15 protein-coding genes and 2 tRNA genes are annotated in these 17,387 nt (G+C 64.8%); 7 read left to right on the top strand and 10 right to left on the bottom strand.

What is annotated here, in order from left to right; translation table 11 throughout:
- Window positions 1–111: 111 nt before the first annotated feature.
- Window positions 112–948 carry an alpha/beta fold hydrolase gene (locus RBA40_RS27520; protein ID WP_306651555.1) on the bottom strand — a complete coding sequence of 279 codons (837 nt, stop codon included), beginning with the start codon at window positions 946–948 and terminating at the stop codon, window positions 112–114.
- 84 nt (window positions 949–1,032) lie between these two features.
- Window positions 1,033–2,313: a glycerate kinase type-2 family protein gene (locus RBA40_RS27515; protein ID WP_306651553.1), complete on the bottom strand. Its 1,281-nt coding sequence runs from the start codon at window positions 2,311–2,313 to the stop codon at window positions 1,033–1,035.
- Window positions 2,314–2,416: 103 nt separating this feature from the next.
- Between RBA40_RS27515 and RBA40_RS27510 the strand changes: the two genes are divergently transcribed.
- The 5 genes from RBA40_RS27510 to RBA40_RS27490 all read left to right on the top strand — a co-directional run bounded on the left by RBA40_RS27510 (window position 2,417) and on the right by RBA40_RS27490 (window position 6,691).
- Window positions 2,417–4,549 carry a S9 family peptidase gene (locus RBA40_RS27510; protein ID WP_306651551.1) on the top strand — a complete coding sequence of 711 codons (2,133 nt, stop codon included), beginning with the start codon at window positions 2,417–2,419 and terminating at the stop codon, window positions 4,547–4,549.
- Between the two features lie 158 nt (window positions 4,550–4,707).
- Window positions 4,708–4,783, top strand: a tRNA-Val gene (locus RBA40_RS27505).
- A gap of 48 nt (window positions 4,784–4,831) precedes the next feature.
- Window positions 4,832–4,908, top strand: a tRNA-Asp gene (locus tag RBA40_RS27500).
- A 77-nt stretch (window positions 4,909–4,985) separates the two neighbouring features.
- Window positions 4,986–6,071: a hypothetical protein gene (locus RBA40_RS27495; protein ID WP_306651548.1), complete on the top strand. Its 1,086-nt coding sequence runs from the start codon at window positions 4,986–4,988 to the stop codon at window positions 6,069–6,071.
- Window positions 6,062–6,691, top strand: coding sequence for an ABC transporter ATP-binding protein (locus RBA40_RS27490; protein ID WP_306651546.1), 630 nt, complete (start codon window positions 6,062–6,064; stop codon window positions 6,689–6,691). The genes RBA40_RS27495 and RBA40_RS27490 overlap by 10 nt, the downstream gene beginning before the upstream one ends.
- A 65-nt stretch (window positions 6,692–6,756) precedes the next feature.
- Here RBA40_RS27490 and RBA40_RS27485 read toward each other — a convergent pair whose 3' ends face one another.
- Complete coding sequence (locus tag RBA40_RS27485; RefSeq protein WP_306651544.1) at window positions 6,757–7,917, bottom strand: GGDEF domain-containing protein; 1,161 nt, start codon at window positions 7,915–7,917, stop codon at window positions 6,757–6,759.
- Window positions 7,918–8,173: 256 nt separating this feature from the next.
- Between RBA40_RS27485 and RBA40_RS27480 the strand changes: the two genes are divergently transcribed.
- Together RBA40_RS27480 and RBA40_RS27475 are read left to right on the top strand one after the other, a co-directional pair.
- A complete protein-coding gene (locus RBA40_RS27480; RefSeq protein ID WP_054265216.1) occupies window positions 8,174–8,656 on the top strand; it encodes a cyclic nucleotide-binding domain-containing protein in 483 nt (160 codons plus the stop codon).
- Window positions 8,653–9,771, top strand: coding sequence for an AI-2E family transporter (locus tag RBA40_RS27475; RefSeq protein WP_099872879.1), 1,119 nt, complete (start codon window positions 8,653–8,655; stop codon window positions 9,769–9,771). The genes RBA40_RS27480 and RBA40_RS27475 overlap by 4 nt, the downstream gene beginning before the upstream one ends.
- Here the strand turns inward: RBA40_RS27475 and RBA40_RS27470 are convergent.
- The 7 genes from RBA40_RS27470 to RBA40_RS27440 form a co-directional block, all read right to left on the bottom strand.
- Complete coding sequence (locus tag RBA40_RS27470) at window positions 9,740–12,610, bottom strand: EAL domain-containing protein (protein WP_306651542.1); 2,871 nt, start codon at window positions 12,608–12,610, stop codon at window positions 9,740–9,742. The genes RBA40_RS27475 and RBA40_RS27470 overlap by 32 nt on opposite strands.
- A gap of 200 nt (window positions 12,611–12,810) precedes the next feature.
- On the bottom strand, window positions 12,811–15,090 hold the full coding sequence (locus RBA40_RS27465) for a YgiQ family radical SAM protein (RefSeq protein ID WP_510184489.1): 2,280 nt from the start codon (window positions 15,088–15,090) through the stop codon (window positions 12,811–12,813).
- Window positions 15,091–15,253: 163 nt separating this feature from the next.
- Window positions 15,254–15,625, bottom strand: coding sequence for a DUF4404 family protein (locus RBA40_RS27460; protein ID WP_306651538.1), 372 nt, complete (start codon window positions 15,623–15,625; stop codon window positions 15,254–15,256).
- Window positions 15,626–15,635: 10 nt separating this feature from the next.
- Window positions 15,636–15,848 carry a VF530 family protein gene (locus tag RBA40_RS27455; RefSeq protein WP_099872889.1) on the bottom strand — a complete coding sequence of 71 codons (213 nt, stop codon included), beginning with the start codon at window positions 15,846–15,848 and terminating at the stop codon, window positions 15,636–15,638.
- A 36-nt stretch (window positions 15,849–15,884) separates the two neighbouring features.
- A complete protein-coding gene (locus tag RBA40_RS27450; RefSeq protein WP_306651536.1) occupies window positions 15,885–16,346 on the bottom strand; it encodes a hypothetical protein in 462 nt (153 codons plus the stop codon).
- Entirely contained in the window at window positions 16,339–16,830 is a 492-nt protein-coding gene (locus RBA40_RS27445; protein WP_306651534.1) for a DUF4279 domain-containing protein, read from the bottom strand. Before RBA40_RS27445 ends, RBA40_RS27450 begins: the two co-directional genes overlap by 8 nt.
- Window positions 16,831–16,855: 25 nt before the next feature.
- A complete protein-coding gene (locus RBA40_RS27440; RefSeq protein WP_306651532.1) occupies window positions 16,856–17,323 on the bottom strand; it encodes a hypothetical protein in 468 nt (155 codons plus the stop codon).
- Between the last annotated feature and the right edge of the window lie 64 nt (window positions 17,324–17,387).

The raw sequence follows: 17,387 nt of genomic DNA, 5'->3' as shown, positions 1-17,387 counted from the left end.
ATATGCCGCCGCTCCCCCGTCGTCCCTGGCATTGCCAGAAACGACTTCCCGCGCCAAGGCGGCACTCGGCGGGAACGACCGCAGGCGGTGGCGGGAACTTCGGGCACCGAATCAGCGCACCCCAGCACCAATAAACTCCATCAAATCCGCATTCACCCGCTCCGCGTGCGTCACGAACATTCCGTGCGCCGCGTCATCGTACACCGCCAGGCGCGCCCCTTTTATCAAGCCCGCGGTGGGCTGCGCGGTCAACGCCAGCGGCGCACTGACATCGAGCGCCCCCGCGATAATCAAGGCTGGCACCTGCACCCGCGCCAGCTCCGCGCGCATGTCCGCATGCTCAACCGCCACATGGCAATCGTGCAGCGCCTTGTGCGAGCAGGCCAGCGCCATCTGGCGCAGCCACCTGATCATTCCCGGCGAGGCATCCGGCGTCAGGAACGGCAGCGCGTTCTCGTCGATCCAGCGCGGGAAATCGCGGTTCAGCTGCTGCTCGCGAAAGAGCTCGAACAGCGCGCCATCGAGGCCCTCGGGATTGTCGTCAGCGCGCATGATCATCGGCGTCATTGGCCCCATCAACACAATCCGCGCCACCCTTGCGCTGCCGAACCGGCTCAGATAGCGCACCACCTCATTGCAGCCCATCGAATGGGCGACCAGCGTTACGCCGTGCAGGTCGAGCGTATCGATCACGGCGGCCAGGTCGCCGGCCAGGGTATCGAAGTCGTAGCCTTTGCCCGGATCGCTGGAACGGCCATGCCCGCGGCGGTCGAACGCGACGCAGCGCAGCCCTTGCCGTGACAGCGCCAGCATCTGGTAATTCCATGCATCCGACGGCAGCGACCAGCCGCCCACGAACAGCACCGGCGCGCCGGTGCTCCAGTCGCGGTAAAACAGGTCGACGCCATCAGCGGTGCGGATAAAGCCGGGGGTGGTGGAATGGGTCATGGCAGGTCTCCTTGGTTGGGCAGCGGGATGCGGTGACACCATTGTCGGATACCCGCACCGGCGCGGCGATTACCTCCCAGGTAATCAATCCGCCGGCGCCTCGACCAGAATCGCGCGAAAGTCGTTGACGTTGGTGCGCGTCGGCCCCGTCACCACCAGGTCGCCCAGCGCCGCAAAAAAGCTGTAGCCATCGTTATCAAGCAGCCGCGCGCCCGCATCCACCCCGGCTAGCGCGGCGCGGGCCAGCGACTGCGGATCGAGCAGCGCCCCCGCGTTGTCTTCGGTGCCATCGATGCCATCGGTATCGCACGCAATCGCATGCACGCCCGCCATGCCCTTGAGCGCAACGCCAAGCGCCAGCAGGAATTCGGCATTGCGCCCTCCCCGCCCGCCGCCGCGCACGGTGACCGTGGTCTCGCCGCCCGACAAAATCACGCACGGCGCCGCCACCGGCTGCCCATGGCCTGCCGCCTGGCGCGCAATGCCCGCGTGGACGATGGCCACTTCACGCGCCTCGCCTTCCATGGACCCGCTCAGGATCAGCGGTGTGTAGCCGGCCGCGCGCGCCGCGCTGGCCGCGGCATCGAGCGCGCGCTGGGCGCTGGCGACGACCACCGTCCGATTGCCGCACAGGCGCGCGTCGTCGATTGCCGGCGCGGCCAGTGCCGCATCCTCCAGCACCGCGCGCACCGCTGGCGACACGGCGATACCGTATTTACCGAGCACCGCCAGCGCATCGGCCGCACAGCTGCCATCGGGGATGGTCGGCCCGGACGCCACCACCGCCGGATCGTCGCCCGGCACGTCGGAGACCACCAGCGTTACCACGCGCGCCGGATGGCATGCCAGCGCCAGGCGCCCGCCCTTGATTGCCGACAGGTGGCGCCGCACGCAATTGATCTCGCCGATCGGCGCGCCGCTGGCCAGCAGGCGGCGCGTCAGTTCGCGCTTTTCATCGAGCGTGATGCCGGGTGCCGGCAGCGACAGCAGCGCCGAACCGCCACCGGACATGAGGCACAGCACCAGGTCGTCCTCGCCCAGGCCGCGCACCAGCGCCAGCATGCGCTGCGCGGCCGTGGTGCTGGCCTCGTCCGGCACCGGATGGCCCGCCTCGATCACCTCGATATGCCGGGTTGGCGCGCCGTGGCCGTGGCGCGCGGCGACCAGGCCGGCGATCTCGCCCTGCCAGTGCTGCTCGACCGCCTGCGCCATGCGCGCCGCCGCCTTGCCGGCGCCGATGACGATGGTGCGCCCCTTGGGTGGAGGCGGCAGGTGCGGTGCCAGCACCGCCAATGGATCGACCGCCGCCAGCGCGCTGTGAAACAGCTGCAGGAGCAAGGCACGCTGGGGGCTCGTTTGATTCATCTGGGTCCTCGGTGGGTGGGCCGCAACGCCGATTCGAAATCGCTATGTTTTTTGTAGTCGCGGGCCTATGATATTGACACAAAAATATCTTCCAGGAGTGTTCGTGCCTTCCCAAAAAATCCCCGCCATCCTCACCGCACTGATGATCGCCATGTCCGGTACCTTCCCGGCCTTCGCCGCCGACAGCCCGGCGCCACCCGTGGCAGCCAAGGCCGCGTGGCAGGAAACGCGCCACGGCGACGTCGTCACCGACGACTACCGCTGGCTGCAAAAGAAGGAAGACCCCAAGGTCATCGCCCACCTGAACGCCGAAAACGCCTACACCGAAGCGATGACGGCCGATATCGCCCCGCTGTCGGACAAGCTGTTCGCCGAGATCAAGGGCCGCATGCAGGAAGTGGACCTGTCGGTGCCGGCGCGGAACGGTAAATACTACTACTACACGCGCTTCGAGGCAGGCAAGCAGTACCCGATCAACTGCCGCCGCCTGGCCGGTGCCAACCTGGCCTACGACGAGAAGGCGCCCGAGGAAATCCTGCTGAACCAGAACGAGATGGCCGAAGGCCAGAAGTTCTTCGCCGTCGCGGGCACCTTCGTCAGCCCGGACGACTCGCTGCTGGTGTACACCACCGACACCACCGGCTACCGCCAGTTCGAACTGCACATCAAGGACCTCAAGACCGGCAAGCTGCTGGCCGACAGCGTGCCGCGCGTGACGTCGGTCGCGTGGGCGCTTGATAACAAGACCATCTTTTTCACCCAGGAAGACGCCACCACCAAGCGCTCCGACCGCCTGTTCCGCATGACGCTCGGCAGCAAGCCGGTCGAGGTGTACCACGAGCCGGTCGAGCAGTTCAGCATGCAGGTGGAAGCCTCGCGCGACGGCAAGTTCATCGTGGTCGATTTCCACTCCACCGATACCACCGAGGTGCGCATGCTGCGCGCCGACCAGCCAAAAGGCGAATTGCGCTCGGTGCTGGGACGCGAAAAAGGCCACCGCTACGGCGTCGAACACCGCAACGGCGAATTGTTCATCACAACCAACAAGGATGCGAAAAACTTCCGCCTGGTGCGCGCGCCATTGGCCACGCCCGGCCCCAAGTTCTGGAAAGAGCTGGTCAAGCACGACAAGGCGGTCATGGTGCGCGAAGTCGACGCTTTCCGCGACTTCCTGGTGGTGATGGAAAAATCGAATGCGCTCAACCGCGCGCGCATCTACAACTTCAAGACCACATCGTGGAAGACGGTGCAGTTCGACGATCCGGTCTACATGGCCACGCGCACGCGTACCCCTGCCTACGACGCCACCAGCTACCGCATGGCGTACCAGTCGCCGGTAACGCCGTCGACCGTGCTCGATGTGGACATGGCCAGCGGCGCGCGCACGGTCCTCAAGCGCGTCGAGGTGGTGGGCGGCTACGATCCGACCCGCTATGAAAGCCGCCGCCTGTGGGTAACCGCGCGCGATGGCGTCAAGGTGCCGCTGTCGGCCGTCTACAAGAAGGGCGTCAAGTTCGACGGCAGCGCGCCGCTGCTGCTGGCGTCCTACGGTTCGTACGGCATTCCGACGGAAGCCAATTTCTCGATCAACCGTCTCAGCCTGCTCGAGCGCGGCGTGATCTACGTGCAGGCGCATATCCGCGGCGGCACCGACATGGGCCAGGCCTGGCACGACGACGGCATGCTGATGAAAAAGAAGAACACCTTCTACGACTTCATCGACGCCGCCGATTACCTGGTCAAGGAAAAATGGACCAGCCCGAATCGCCTGATCATCCAGGGCGGCAGCGCCGGCGGCCTGCTGATGGGCGCCGTGGTCAACATGCGCCCGGAGCTGTTCCACGGCGTGCATGCGGCCGTGCCGTTCGTCGACGTGATGAACACCATGATGGACGCCACCCTGCCTTTGACCACCGGCGAGTACCTCGAATGGGGCAACCCGACCGAGAAAGCCGCCTACGACTACATGCGCAGCTACTCGCCGTACGATAACATCGAGCGCAAGGCCTATCCGGCCATGCTGGTGACCACGGGCCTGAACGACAGCCAGGTGATGTACTGGGAGCCGGCCAAGTACGTCGCCAAGCTGCGCGCGTACAAGACCGACACCAATCCACTGCTGCTCAAGACGAACATGGGCGCCGGCCACGGTGGCGCGTCCGGGCGTTACAACGCGGTCAAGGAAGGCGCCTTCATCATGGCCTGGATGCTGTCGCGGTGGGGCATCAAGGAGTAATCAGGCGGTCGATCCGGAGCGTCGGGCGCCGGGGATTTTGCGAAATTCTGCACTTTTTTCGCAAAAACCCTTGCGCACTTTCCGAACTCTAGCTATGATTCGTGCCTCTTCAGACGTGGTGACAAACGTCGGATGCAGTCTCTGAGGTAAGCGAGTTTGGGTGCTTAGCTCAGTTGGTAGAGCAGCGCCCTTACAAGGCGCGGGTCGGGAGTTCGAGCCTCTCAGCACCCACCACCATCAGAGACGGGGCATCATGATCAGCAGTACCGATCAGAGTAACACGGAGTGGTAGTTCAGTTGGTTAGAATACCGGCCTGTCACGTCGGGGGTCGCGGGTTCGAGTCCCGTCCGCTCCGCCAGCATCAAAGAAGGGCCCGATTCGTCGGGCCCTTTTTCTTTTCTCCTTTTAGTTTTTTCCTTCATCTTCGGAACCGCCTTGGCCCACGCCTACGTCACGTTTCGCCGTCGCCTCGCCATTCACGCGTTCCAGCGCTTTGCCGCCAGCCTGAAAAGCTCGGCCGAGATCATGCTGCTGGTGTTCGCCCAGGTTCTCATCGGCCTGTTCGCGCTGGTCGCCCTGCCCCCCATGTACGCCGCCTCCCAAAGCGCCCTGCTAGCGATTGGCCTGCTCATTGCGCACGGCCTGACGATGGCCCTGCCGGCGGTCCTGCTGCGCAAGCGCGTGCTGCCGCTCGACGTGGTGTACTGGGTGCGCCGCCTGCCGGTGCCGCCCGCCACGCAACTGGCGGCGGACGCGCTGGTGGCCGGCATGATGGTCGGGCCGCTGGCGCTGCTGTACGCGGTATCGGCGGCGGTCTGGCTGTGGCAGCGGCCCGACTGGCTGCTGCCCGTGCGCGGCGTGCTCGGTACCGTGTTCTCGCTGATGCTGACGTATGCCTGCACGGTCGCGGTGCTGTCGCTGCGCGCGCGCCGCGCCCCGTCGAGCGCGCGCTGGCAGCGCCGCCTGGCGCCGCCCCCGGTGCGCTATGAAGCGCGCCACTGGCGAGCGCGCGTGCTCATGCTGTGGCATCGTCTGTTCTGGCTGCCCTTCTGGCGCAACGAGAACATGGTCGGCCGCCAGCAAACCCTGTTGCTGGCAGCGGCCGTGGGCGCGGCGCTGCCGTGGATGCAGGCGCCGCACGGCATCGTGCGCGCCGTGCTGGCGCTGGCCACCAGCGCGCTGATGGTGCTGCTCACCGACCGTGGCGACAAGGCCGTGCGCGAGCAGCTCGCCGCGCTGCGCCCTGTCATGGCGGCCTGGCCGCTGCAACAGCGGTCGGTGGCGCTGGCGGCGCGCGCATTTGCGCTGCTGCCCGCGCTGCTGGTGCTGGCGATCGTGTTCGCCGGCGGCGCGGCCCATGGCCTGTGGGGACGCCCCGCCGGCCGCGCCTACCTGATCCTCGGCTGCGTAGCCCAGGTGCTGCTGGTGGCGATCCCGCGCTTTACGGCGCGCGGGCGGGTAGGCCTGGTGGCGGTTCAGATTCTGGTATTGACTGCGGTGGGGAGCGAATTATGGGAGTAGAACAGCAAGCGGTACTGCGCATCGAGGGTTTGCATTTTCATTTCGATACGCGTCCGGTGTTCAGCGATTTTTCGGCGGCGATCGAGCCGGGCATCACCTGGCTGCGCGGCGCCAACGGCATGGGCAAGACCACCTTGCTCAAGCTTGTGGCCGGCGCGCTCACGCCCAACCGCGGCACCATTGCGCTGGGCGGCGTCGATTGCGCGGCGCAGCCGCTGGCCTACCGGCTGGCCACGTTTTACTGCGGCGGCGACCTGCCGGACCTGCCGTGGCTGACCGTGCAGGAATTCCTCGACCTGCATCTGGCGCTGTATCCGGATACCGAAGCGCGCCTGGTCGAGCGCCAGCTGGAAGCGTTCGGGGTCACGGGCACGCTGGAACAGGCGCTGTCGACCTTGTCGCTGGGGCAGCACAAGAAGGTACAGCTATCGCTGGCGCTGGCCTTGCCGGTGCGCTTGCTGCTGCTCGACGAGCCGTTCAACGGGCTCGATGCGGCGGCCGTGGAGTACCTGCGCGGGCAGCTGGGAGAACGGGGCACAAGGCAGGATGCGTGCGTGCTGCTGACCAGTCACCTGGAGCCGCTGGTGGAAGTGAAACGGATGCTGGATCTGGATCGGTGACCTCAGCGCCGTCGTTCCCGCGGAGAGGGAGCGGAAACGACGGTGGTGATGGGGAACGACAAAGTTTAAGCGCACTGCCTCACCGGCGGTCCCGCCTCGATCCGGTTGCGCCCCGCGCTCTTGGCCACATACAGCGCCTGATCGGCGCGCGCCAGCGCGGCATTGATATGCTCGCCCTCCTCGATCGCCACCACCCCGATACTGACCGTCATCGCGTAGGCATCCTCCAGGGCCGGTACGGGTGCCGCGAGCACCGCGAGGCGCAGCCGCTCGGCCGCCTGCAGCGCACCCGTCAGGCAGGTCCCCGGCATCACCAGCGCGAACTCCTCGCCACCGAGCCGGCCCATGATGTCATGTTCGCGCAAGGTCGCCTGCGCGGTGGCGCTGAACACGCACAGCGCGTTGTCGCCGGCGGCATGCCCGAAACGGTCGTTCAAGCTTTTAAAATGGTCCAGGTCGAGCATCATCAACGCGACCGGGCTGCGAAGGCGCGCGGCGAACATGCGTGCGCTCTCGGTACGCTCGAAAAACGCGCGCCGGTTGACCAGACCCGTGAGGCTGTCGGTGGTGGCCAGCAGCGCCATCGCGCGGTCGTCCTTTTCCTTGCATAGCAGCAGAAAACCGAAGCCGTTCACGATCATCAGCAGGTAGCCGGCGATATACGCGACACTTTGCAGCACGCCCGGTGTGCCTGCGCCGAGCACCACGCCGGCCGAACTGAAACAGGCGCGCAGCGCCATCGCCACCGAGAACACCAGGTTGTTGATGCCGATAATGCGCTGCAGGTCCGATGCCGCGCGGCCCGGACGCAGCAGCGCGGCCGCCATCGCGGCGGTGAACAGGGCGATCATCAGCGACAGCATCACACCCAGGTCGCGCGCGCTGGCGCCGGTCAGCGCCGCCAGGTAGTACAGCAGCAGCGCCACGGCCGTGAGCGGATACAGCAGGCGCCGCCAGCGCTGATAGCCGAAGAAGGCGCAATAGGCCGCCGCTTCGATCATGATGCCCAGCACCAGCACCGTCGACGCGCCGATGCCCATCCATAGCGGCACGCCGTCAGTCTGCAGGTAGGCCAGCAGATTGGCCATGCCCTGCACCACCTTGGCCCACTTCCACATGCGCATGGCCGGATGGGCCGAGCCGGAACGCACGTAACCCGCCATCAGCATGGCGAAGGCAATATTGCCCACGGCCATTACCAACATGAAGGTTTTGATATCGATCACTGCGCTTTCCTCGTGGATAAAACACGGCCGCCGCCGCAGGCGTCGCATCGACGCGGCCCGCACACAGAGAATGAGTATGTAAATGTTAATGAGTATTACTAAGAGGCATCATATTACACTAGTTATTGCTTCGCTTCTTACTGTGGCAAAATTATGGTAAACACGGACGAGAGTAGCCCAGCGGCAAATCTGCTGCACACGCCAGTTGCATGGCGCATAATCGAGCTCGTGCGTGTCATCCCCCTCTGGAGTTAATTTGATCTTTGGTTTTCTGAAATCGCCGCCGCTGTCGCCACGCCTGCACCGCCTTAAAAGTTCGGTCCTGTTCAATTCCCTGACCCCGCTCGAACTGAAAATCGTCGATGGCCTGATGCATGAGCGGCGCTACCTGACCGACGAAATCGTGTTCGACCAGGGCGAGGAAGGCCAGGCCCTGTACCTGGTCACGTCGGGCAAGGTGGCCATCAGCCGCGCCAAGGGCAGTGCCTTCATGGTGGTGTCCGAACTCGGGCCGGGCAGCGTGTTCGGCGACATGGCGCTGCTGGACGACTCGCCGCGCACGGCGCAGGCGCGCGCCATGGAGAACTGCGAGCTGGCGGTGTTCTTCCGCGCCGATTTCCTGGGGCTGATGGAAACCGACGCCGTGATCGGCTACAAAATTTCGCTGACCCTGGCGCGCCTGGTCGGCCAGCGCCTGCGCGACTGGATGGGCGGCAGCCCGCAGGTGGAAGCCTTATGAACTCGCGCGATCGCGCCGGGCCCGTGGTCTGGTGCGGGATCATCGCGGTCACCTGCCTGCTCCTGATCCTGCTCGAACACACGCTGTGGCTGGCCATTCCCTTCATCTTCGGCACGGTCCTGTACTACATCCTGCTCGCGCCCATGCAGCGCCTGATCCGCGCCGGCGTCGGCCAGGATCTGGCCGCGCTGACCGTGGGCGGCGGCTTCGTGGCCGTGCTCTCGCTGGTGCTGGTGCTGGTGTTCTCGTACGTGGCGGTGCCGGAGGAATCGTGGCAGGCGCTGCTCGGGCACTACCTCGATGGTGGCGTGACGTTTGTCCGCAACACGATGCAGCTGCTCGAGAAAAAATTTCCGGTGTTCGAACAGATGCACCTGACGCGGCTCGTGAACCGGCGTTTCAAGTCCTTCACCGACAATTTCGCCCAGCAGCACCTGGCCGGGCTGCTGGTGGTGATCGCCGGCTGGCTGCCATCGCTGCTGCTGGCGCCCTTCCTGACCTTCTTCTTCCTGCGCGACGGCGCCAGCTTCAAGCGCTTTTTGGCGCGCGCGGTGCCGAATGCGTTTTTCGAGAAGACCCTGTTCCTGCTGCACGAAGTCGACCAGACCGCGCGCCGCTATTTCCAGGGCCTGATCAAACTGACCGTGATCGACACCATCATGCTGGCGCTCGGGCTGTGGATGATCGGCGTGTCCTCGCCGCTCGCGCTGGCGCTCATTTCGGCGGTACTGGCCTGGGTGCCGTTCGTCGGCTCGGTGGCCGGCTGCATCATGGTGGTGGTCGTGGCCGCCACCGACGCGCCGTCCAATCCGGTGATCGGCTACGGCGCGATCGGCGTGTTCGTGGCGGTGCGCCTGCTGGACGACTTCATCTTCATGCCGCTCACGCTCGGACGCAGCCTGCAGATCCATCCGCTCATGACGGTGCTGATGATCTTCGTGGGCGGGTCGCTGGCCGGGGTGGCCGGGCTGATGCTGGTGCTGCCGCTGCTCGGGGTGGTGATGGTGGTCGGCGAAACGCTCGGCTGCCTGGTGACCAATGCGCGCCTGCGTGCGCGCCACCGCAATGCGATGGCGCTGCGGGTCAGGCAGGCCAGCGTGGGGCTGGCGAAGTAAGGTCCGCGCTGGCCGCCATGGCGCGCGTCTGCGCCATCAGCATGGCGTCGAATTCCTCGGCCGGGACCGGGCGCGCGAACAGGTAGCCCTGGGCGTAGTCGCAGCCGGCTTCGAGCAGCAGGTCACGCTGCTCGTGCGTCTCGACGCCTTCGGCGATCACGCGCAGGCCGAGCTTGTGGGCCATGACGATGATCGCTTCCGACAGCGCCATGTCGCTCGACTCGGGCGCCAGGTTGCGGGTGAAGGAGCGGTCGATCTTGAGGTAGTCGATGTCGAATTTTTTCAGGTACGACAGCGACGAATAGCCGGTGCCGAAATCGTCCAGCGCGACCTGGATGCCGGCGTCGCGCAGCTGCAGCAGCTTGTCGGTCACGCCGCTGCTGGCGTCGAGCAGCAAGCCTTCGGTAATCTCGACCACCACCGCCTGGCCGGACAGGCCCAGTTCGCGCAGGTGCGCCAGCCAGCCTTCGTAGCCCTTGCCTTCACGCTGGAATTCGAGCGGCGACTGGTTCACGCTGACCTGGAACTCGGGATGATGATCGCGCCGCCAGCGGCTGGCCCAGCGCGCCGACTCCATGAACACCCATTCGCCGATCTCGATAATCAGGCCGCTCGACTCGGCCAGCGGAATGAACTCCAGTGGGCTCACCAGCCCGCGCTGCGGATGCTCCCAGCGGATCAGCGCTTCGGCCTTGTGGATCTTCCCGCTGCGCAGGTGCACGATGGGCTGGAAATACACGCGGAACTGGCCGCCCTTGAGGGCACTGCGCAAGTCGTTGGTCATGCGCATGCGGTTGATCGCCGCCACCTGCAGGGCCGGCGTGAAATAGCTGAAACGGTTGCGCCCCGCGTTCTTGGCCGCGTACATGGCCTGGTCGGCGTGCTTGAGCAGGTCGTCGATATCGCGCGCGTCGTCCGGATACAGGGTGATGCCGACGCTGGCCGAGATATACGCCTGCTCCTGGCCCAGTGTGAACGGCGCCTGCAGCACATCGAGGATCTTTTGCGCGATCACGCCCACGCTGCCGGTTTCGCCCAGCTGCGGCAGGATCACGGTGAACTCGTCGCCGCCCAGGCGCGCCACCGTGTCCGAGTCGCGCACGCAGCCGCTGATGCGGCGCGCGGCGTCGGCCAGCAGCACGTCGCCTTGCTGGTGGCCGAGCGTGTCGTTCACTTCCTTGAACTGATCGAGGTCGATGAACAGGATCGCGATGCGGGTGCCCTCGCGCCGGCAGCGCAGGATGTCGTGTTCGAGGCGGTCGTGGAACATGCGCCGGTTGGGCAGGCGCGTGAGCGGATCGAAATTGGCCTGCTGCCAGATCAGTGCTTCCGAGGTTTTCTTCTCGGTCACGTCCTCGATCATGCACAGGTGGTGCGCGCTGGCATTGGCTGCGGCGTCGATGGCGGCGATCGACATGTCGACCCAGACCACGGTGCCGTCGGGGCGCAGCAGGCGGCGCGCGCTCTTGAAGCCGGCGATGCTGCCGGCGCCCAGCTGCGCCATGCGCGCGGCCTCGCCGGCCACGTCGTCGGGGTGGGTGATGTCGTCGCAGCGGCCGCGCTTAAGCTCTTCCGAGGAGCGCCCGGTGATCTCGGCGAAGCGCGGATTGATGTCCTTGAACTGGCCGCTGACCGAATCGATCAGGGCGATGCCCATCGGCGCTTCCTCGAACATGGTGCGAAAACGCAGTTCGCCCTGGCGGATGCTTTCCTCGGCGCGGCGCCGTTCGCGCGCTAGCAGCGACACGTGCACGGCGGCGCCGCCGATCAGCAGCAGGCCGGCCGCCAGCAGCGCGCGGTACAGCCAGGTCAGGTAATCGGCGGCGGGGTCGGTGCTGTACATGAAGCCGTCGAAAGAGGCGCCGCGCGGCAGCATGCCCAGTTCGGCGTAGATATCGGCGATATGGCGCCAGCGGTCCGGATTCATGTAGCCGATTTCGACCAGCACCGGCTGCACCAGCGGCTCCATCTGGCGCGCCTCGAACAGCAGGTGCTGGCGGTCGTGGCGGCGCGTGTACTTCGACAGGATCAGGTCCGCGATCTCGCCCTGGTTGGCCATGGCATAGGCCCAGCCCTTCATGCTGGCGGCGCGGAAGGCGCGCACGCGCTCGGGGTGGGCGGCGATCTGGCGCTCGCTGGTAAACAGGTTGTCGCCGTAAAAATCGATGCCGGCCGCGCGCGGGCTGTGCACGTCGTAGGCGAAGCCGATACGGTCCAGGTAATCGGGTTCGTTGGTGATGTAGGCCGAATAGGCCTCGATCTTGCCCTTGGCCAGGTCGTCCGGATTGAAGCTGTGTTCGACGCGCACCAGGCTGCTGAGGGGGACGCCTTCCTTGTTCAGGTAAGCGATCAGCTCGTCGGCCTGGGTGAGTTCATCAATGAGCGAGCCGATCATCACGCGCTTGCCCTTGAGATCGCGCACGTCGGGCGTGCCGTTGCGCTTTCCCACCAGCAACACATAAGGCGAGTGCTGGAACACCACACCCAGCACCACCAATGGTTTGCCGGCCATGCGCGCCAGCAACAGGCTGCTGCTGCCGACCCCGAATTCGGCCTTGCCGGCGCTGACATTGCGTTCGGGCTCGTTGCCGTCGGTGCCCTCGGAAATGAGCACGTCGAGGCCGGCGTCGCGGTAAAAGCCTTTTTCGAGGGCGGCATAGTAGCCGGCGAACTGGAACTGGTGGGTATGCTTGAGCTGGAGGGTGACTTTATCGAGCGCGCGGGCGGGCAGGCTGACGCACGTGGCGAGCGCAAAGACGAACGCCACGGCGAACGAAGTGGCTTTCGGCGCGGGCGCGAAAGCCGTCGACACGCGGCGGGCCAGGTGGAATCGGATCATCAGTCTGTCACACCGCTAGGTGTGCACTAAAGCAACGTATGGATACGATTGTACTGACCTTCCCGGCCGGGACAGCGAAAAATGCGAACTGTGTGCGTGGCACAACAATTGGGGTGTTGCAAATGCGACGGCCGGCATCCTCGACCCCGTCGCCCGCGCGCCAAGGCTGCACCCGGCGCGCGCGGCGACGAATTCCCGCCTTATTTGCGGCGGGCGCCGGCCTTTGCCGCGGGCGCGGCCTTTGGCTTGGTCTTGATGGTCGCCAGAATCGACGGACGCACCTTCGATTCCGGCGCGATGAACGGCGTCGGCGCCAGTGCCCGCTCGGTCTTGCGCTTGGGCGCGGCGACGAACTTGTCGAGCGTGCCTGCACCCGAGGTCTGGCGCTTGCGCTCGCCAGCCGCCAGGCCGCCGTCTTCCGACGCCTGCCAGCTCGGCACCAGGTGACGGTCGCCATTGCCGATCAAATCGCCACGGCCCATCTTGACCAGCGTCTCGCGCAGGATCGGCCAGTTGGCCGGGTCCTGGTAGCGCAGGAACGCCTTGTGCGAACGGCGCACCTTGCCGCTCTTGGCCGTTTCCACAATCTCGGAATCTGCCGTCACTTTTTTCAGCGGATTCTTGCGCGAGTGGTACATGGTCGTCGCCATCGCCATCGGGGTCGGCATGAAGGTCTGCACCTGATCGAGCTTGAAGTTGTTTTTCTTCAGCCACAGCGCCAGGTTGAGCATGTCTTCGTCAGTCGTGCCCGGGTGGGCCGCGATGAAATAAGGAATCAGATACTGCTTCTTGCCCGCTTCCAGCGAGAAACGGTCAAACATTTCCTTGAATTCGTCGTAGGCGCCGATGCCGGGCTTCATCATCTTCGACAAAGTACCTTCTTCGGTGTGCTCAGGAGCAATCTTGAGCAGGCCGCCCACGTGGTGGGTCACCAGTTCCTTGACGTATTCCGGCGAACGCACGGCCAGGTCGTAGCGCAGGCCCGAGCTGATCAGTACTTTCTTGATGCCCGGAATGGCACGCGCCTTGCGGTACAGCGAAATGAGCTTGCTGTGGTCGGTACCCAGGTTGACGCAGATGGTCGGGTACACGCACGACAGGCGGCGGCACGATTCCTCGATCGCCTTGTCCTTGCAGGCCAGGCGGTACATATTGGCGGTCGGGCCGCCCATGTCGGAAATGGTGCCGGTGAAACCCTTGGTCTTGTCGCGGATATGCTCGATTTCGCGCAGGATCGACGGCTCGGAACGGCTCTGGATGATGCGGCCCTCGTGCTCGGTGATCGAGCAGAAGGTGCAGCCGCCGAAGCAGCCGCGCATGATGTTGACCGAGAAACGGATCATGTCCCAGGCCGGAATCTTGGCCTTGCCGTAGCTCGGATGCGGGGCGCGCGCGTAGTTCATGTCGTACACGCCGTCCATCTCGTCCATGGCCAGCGGCAGCGGCGGCGGATTGAGCCAGACGTCGCGCTCGCCGTGCGCCTGTACCATCGCGCGCGCATTGCCGGGGTTCGATTCGAGGTGGAACACGCGCGAGGTGTGCGCGTACATCACCGGGTCGTCCTTGACCACGTCGTAGGACGGCAGGCGCACCACGGTCTTGTCGTGCTTTTCCTTGGCCATGGCCAGGCGCTCTTCGCGCGACATGATGCGGATCGGCTTGATCACTTCCTTGGGCTGGGCGTTGTCGGTGGCGCAGGCCGATTTGTCTTCCTGGGCCATCGCGTACGGATCGTGGTGGGCGTCAACCTTGCCGGGCACGTCGACCCGGGTCGAGTTATGTACGCCCCAGTCCTCGCCCGGCAGCCAGCCTGGCGGCACCATGAAAGCGGTACCGCGCAGGTTGCGGATATCCTTGATGTTCTCGCCAGCCGCCAGACGGTGGGTCAGGTCGACCAGGGCGCGTTCGGCGTTACCGAACAGCAGCATGTCGGCCTTGGAATCGGGCAGCACCGAGCGCCGCACCTTGTCGGACCAGTAATCGTAGTGGGCGATGCGGCGCAGCGACGCTTCGATTGAGCCGATGATCACCGGCACGTCGGGAAACGCTTCGCGCGCACGCTGGGCGTACACGGTGACGGTGCGGTCCGGGCGCTTGTTCGGCTCGCCGTTGGGCGTATAGGCGTCGTCGGAGCGGATCTTGCGATCGGCCGTGTAACGGTTGACCATCGAGTCCATGTTGCCGGCGGTGACGCCGAAGTACAGGTTGGGTTTACCGAGCACGCGGAAGGCCTCGGCCGAGAGCCAGTCCGGCTGGGCGATGATGCCGACCCGGAAGCCTTGCGCTTCGAGCAGGCGGCCGACCAGGGCCATGCCGAAACTCGGATGGTCGATGTAGGCGTCGCCCGTGACGAGGATGACGTCGCACGAATCCCAGCCCAGGGCGTCCATTTCGGCGCGGGACATGGGAAGGAAAGGCGCAGCGGGAGCGCGGCTAGACCGTTTCGGGACGGTCGCAAACAGGTTGGTTGGGGAGTTCATTGGGCAGTATTGTACCGGAAAACCATCCGGAGCAACTTGCCTCCGCCCTTTTTCAAGGGCGATTGCAACGAAAAAACGTCTTATGTTTCAATAACTTGTGACGTTTGTGCCACATTAACAGGCAGCTGACGGGGCGAGCGCGAAGGCGCTTGTGCCCCGTTGTTCAAATACCCATGTTCGACAGCATGCGGCCCAGCTCGCGCAGGGCGGGTTCCAGGCGCGGGTGTTCGGCGGCGAATTTGGCCGTGATTTCCTGGGTCCGCTCGGCCAGGCCGTAGGTGGTGGTGTCGGCCGGTTCGGCCAGCAGGTAGGCCGCCGGGTCGGCCGGTTCGGCCGCTTCGGCTTGCTCGGCAAGCGCATCGTCGCTGATGGTGGCCTGCGCGGCGGCGGCGCGCTTGTCCAGCAGGGCCTGGATGTCGCCGTCGAGCTGCATCAGCAAGCCTTGCAGTTCTTCATCGACCTGATCCGTCTGCGCCAGGTTGGCATGCAGGGTTTTCAGGTGCGACTTCAGGTTCGCCGTGTCGTCGTTCAACATGTCATCCTCGTTAGTTGTCAAAAGTGGTCGCCAGATACAGTTCTTCGACCTTGGTTCGCGCCCACGGGGTCTTGCGCAGGAACTTCAGGCTCGACTTGATGCTCGGATCGCTGATGAAACAGTTGATATCGATCCGCTTGCCGAGCTCATCCCAGCCGTAATGCGCGACCAGCCTGGTTAACAGCGATTCTAAGGTAATACCGTGTAAGTCGTGAACACTCATTGCTGCGCTTGATCCTATGGCGGTTGGGGGGAAACACTATACCGTCCTTATACACCCAAATGACGGTGCGATCCATCGCCGAGCGCAGCAAGCTTGAGCGCCGAGGCGCCGGCTTACGCACGGAAAATGCGTACCTCGGTCCCGCTTTTCCCCGGCCAGTTCGACCATGTGAACGGTGCCGCGCGCAAAGCCGGGTTTGCCGTAGTCTGCGTGGAAAGCCAGCACCAGATCGATGCCGGTAGCTAACATGCGTTCGTTCAGGCCGCGCCAGGCTTCGCCGGGAAAGGCGCGCTGGTCGGCGCGGTTCTTTTTCATGCACTGCACGCTCAGGCCCAGCCCGGTAGCCACGGCAATTGCGCAGGCATCGGCGCCCGGGGTGTCGCCGGTGACGATCACGCTGTGCGGCGGCAGCTGCGACAATGCGCGCCGCACCGTCTCCGGCTTGTCCCAGGTGGTCGAGCCGGTGACCAGCACGCGCAGGAAAGGCCGCTCAGACACAGGTGAAGTTAAACATGAGCTCCAGATCGAAGCGCTTGATCAGCTCTGTTGTCGACTTCCCGGTGGCAATCATCGGGTACGGCACTTCCGAGAGGCATCCCAGGCACAAATCGGCCGAGCCGGCTTGTGCGATCACGCCGGTCAGGAAATCGGCATGCGGAGTGAGGGTTTCCAGCAGCCAGTCGACATGGTCGTCGAGCGGAACGTGGTAACCGAGCGGCGAAGAAAGCGTCCACACATCCTGCTTGTGAAGGAGCGTTGAACGAGGAAAGCGGGGCTCACCGGCCAGGCCAAGTTTTGTTGGCACAAGGCCGGTGACCGCATTCATCTCGTCATGGAACTTGCCTGCCCCAAAAATGCGGAACGACGCGTCATATTCAAAGAAAGGCGAGGTGTGTCGCACAAGTTTCTCAGTGGAGACGCGCTCCTGGCGCTTGTGAAGCCGGCTCAGTTTTCGCTTGAGCGACGCACGTACATGGGACATCGGTATTTTCCTCGCAACGGCAATCTTATTTACGGAACAGCCATTCGCCGCTGGCCTGGCGCTGCAGTTCGTGACGCGACTTGCCCGACTCGCCGCTGCTGTCGGAGACGTACACCACCTCAAAGCGCAGGGCGTTCTTGGCCGGCATGTCCCAGCCATGGATGCGCACTACCGTGGCGCACTCGCCCTTGGTGTGACGGCGCATGGTCGGCAGCGGGCCACCGATGTAATTGTTGTTCGGATAGGTCTTGCCCGGCGCCGCGTACACATTGAGCGCGCTGGCGTCGTAGCCGCCGAGGCAGGAATTCGCCTTCAGGAACGGGGCAATGGTCGGTGCCGCTTCCGCGACCGCCTGCTCCAGCGCCTTGTTGGTGGTTTTAACTTGCAGTTCCGCATCGATCTTGGCTGCCTGGGCATCGGTGATCGACGCAAGCTGAGGCCCTTTTGCCAACGACGTCGCGGCAGCGCACAGCAGCAGGGGGAGGAGGAACATGTTGATATGGCGGCGCATAATACCTTTGTCGCAATGATGTTTGGATTGCATTATTTTAACATTA

This window comes from Massilia pseudoviolaceinigra (assembly GCF_030846505.1).
In the GTDB taxonomy this organism is placed as follows: Bacteria; Pseudomonadota; Gammaproteobacteria; order Burkholderiales; family Burkholderiaceae_D; genus Telluria_A; species Telluria_A violaceinigra.
Note: the sequence above shows the minus strand (reverse complement) of the source record. Positions and strands in the feature narration are given on the sequence as shown.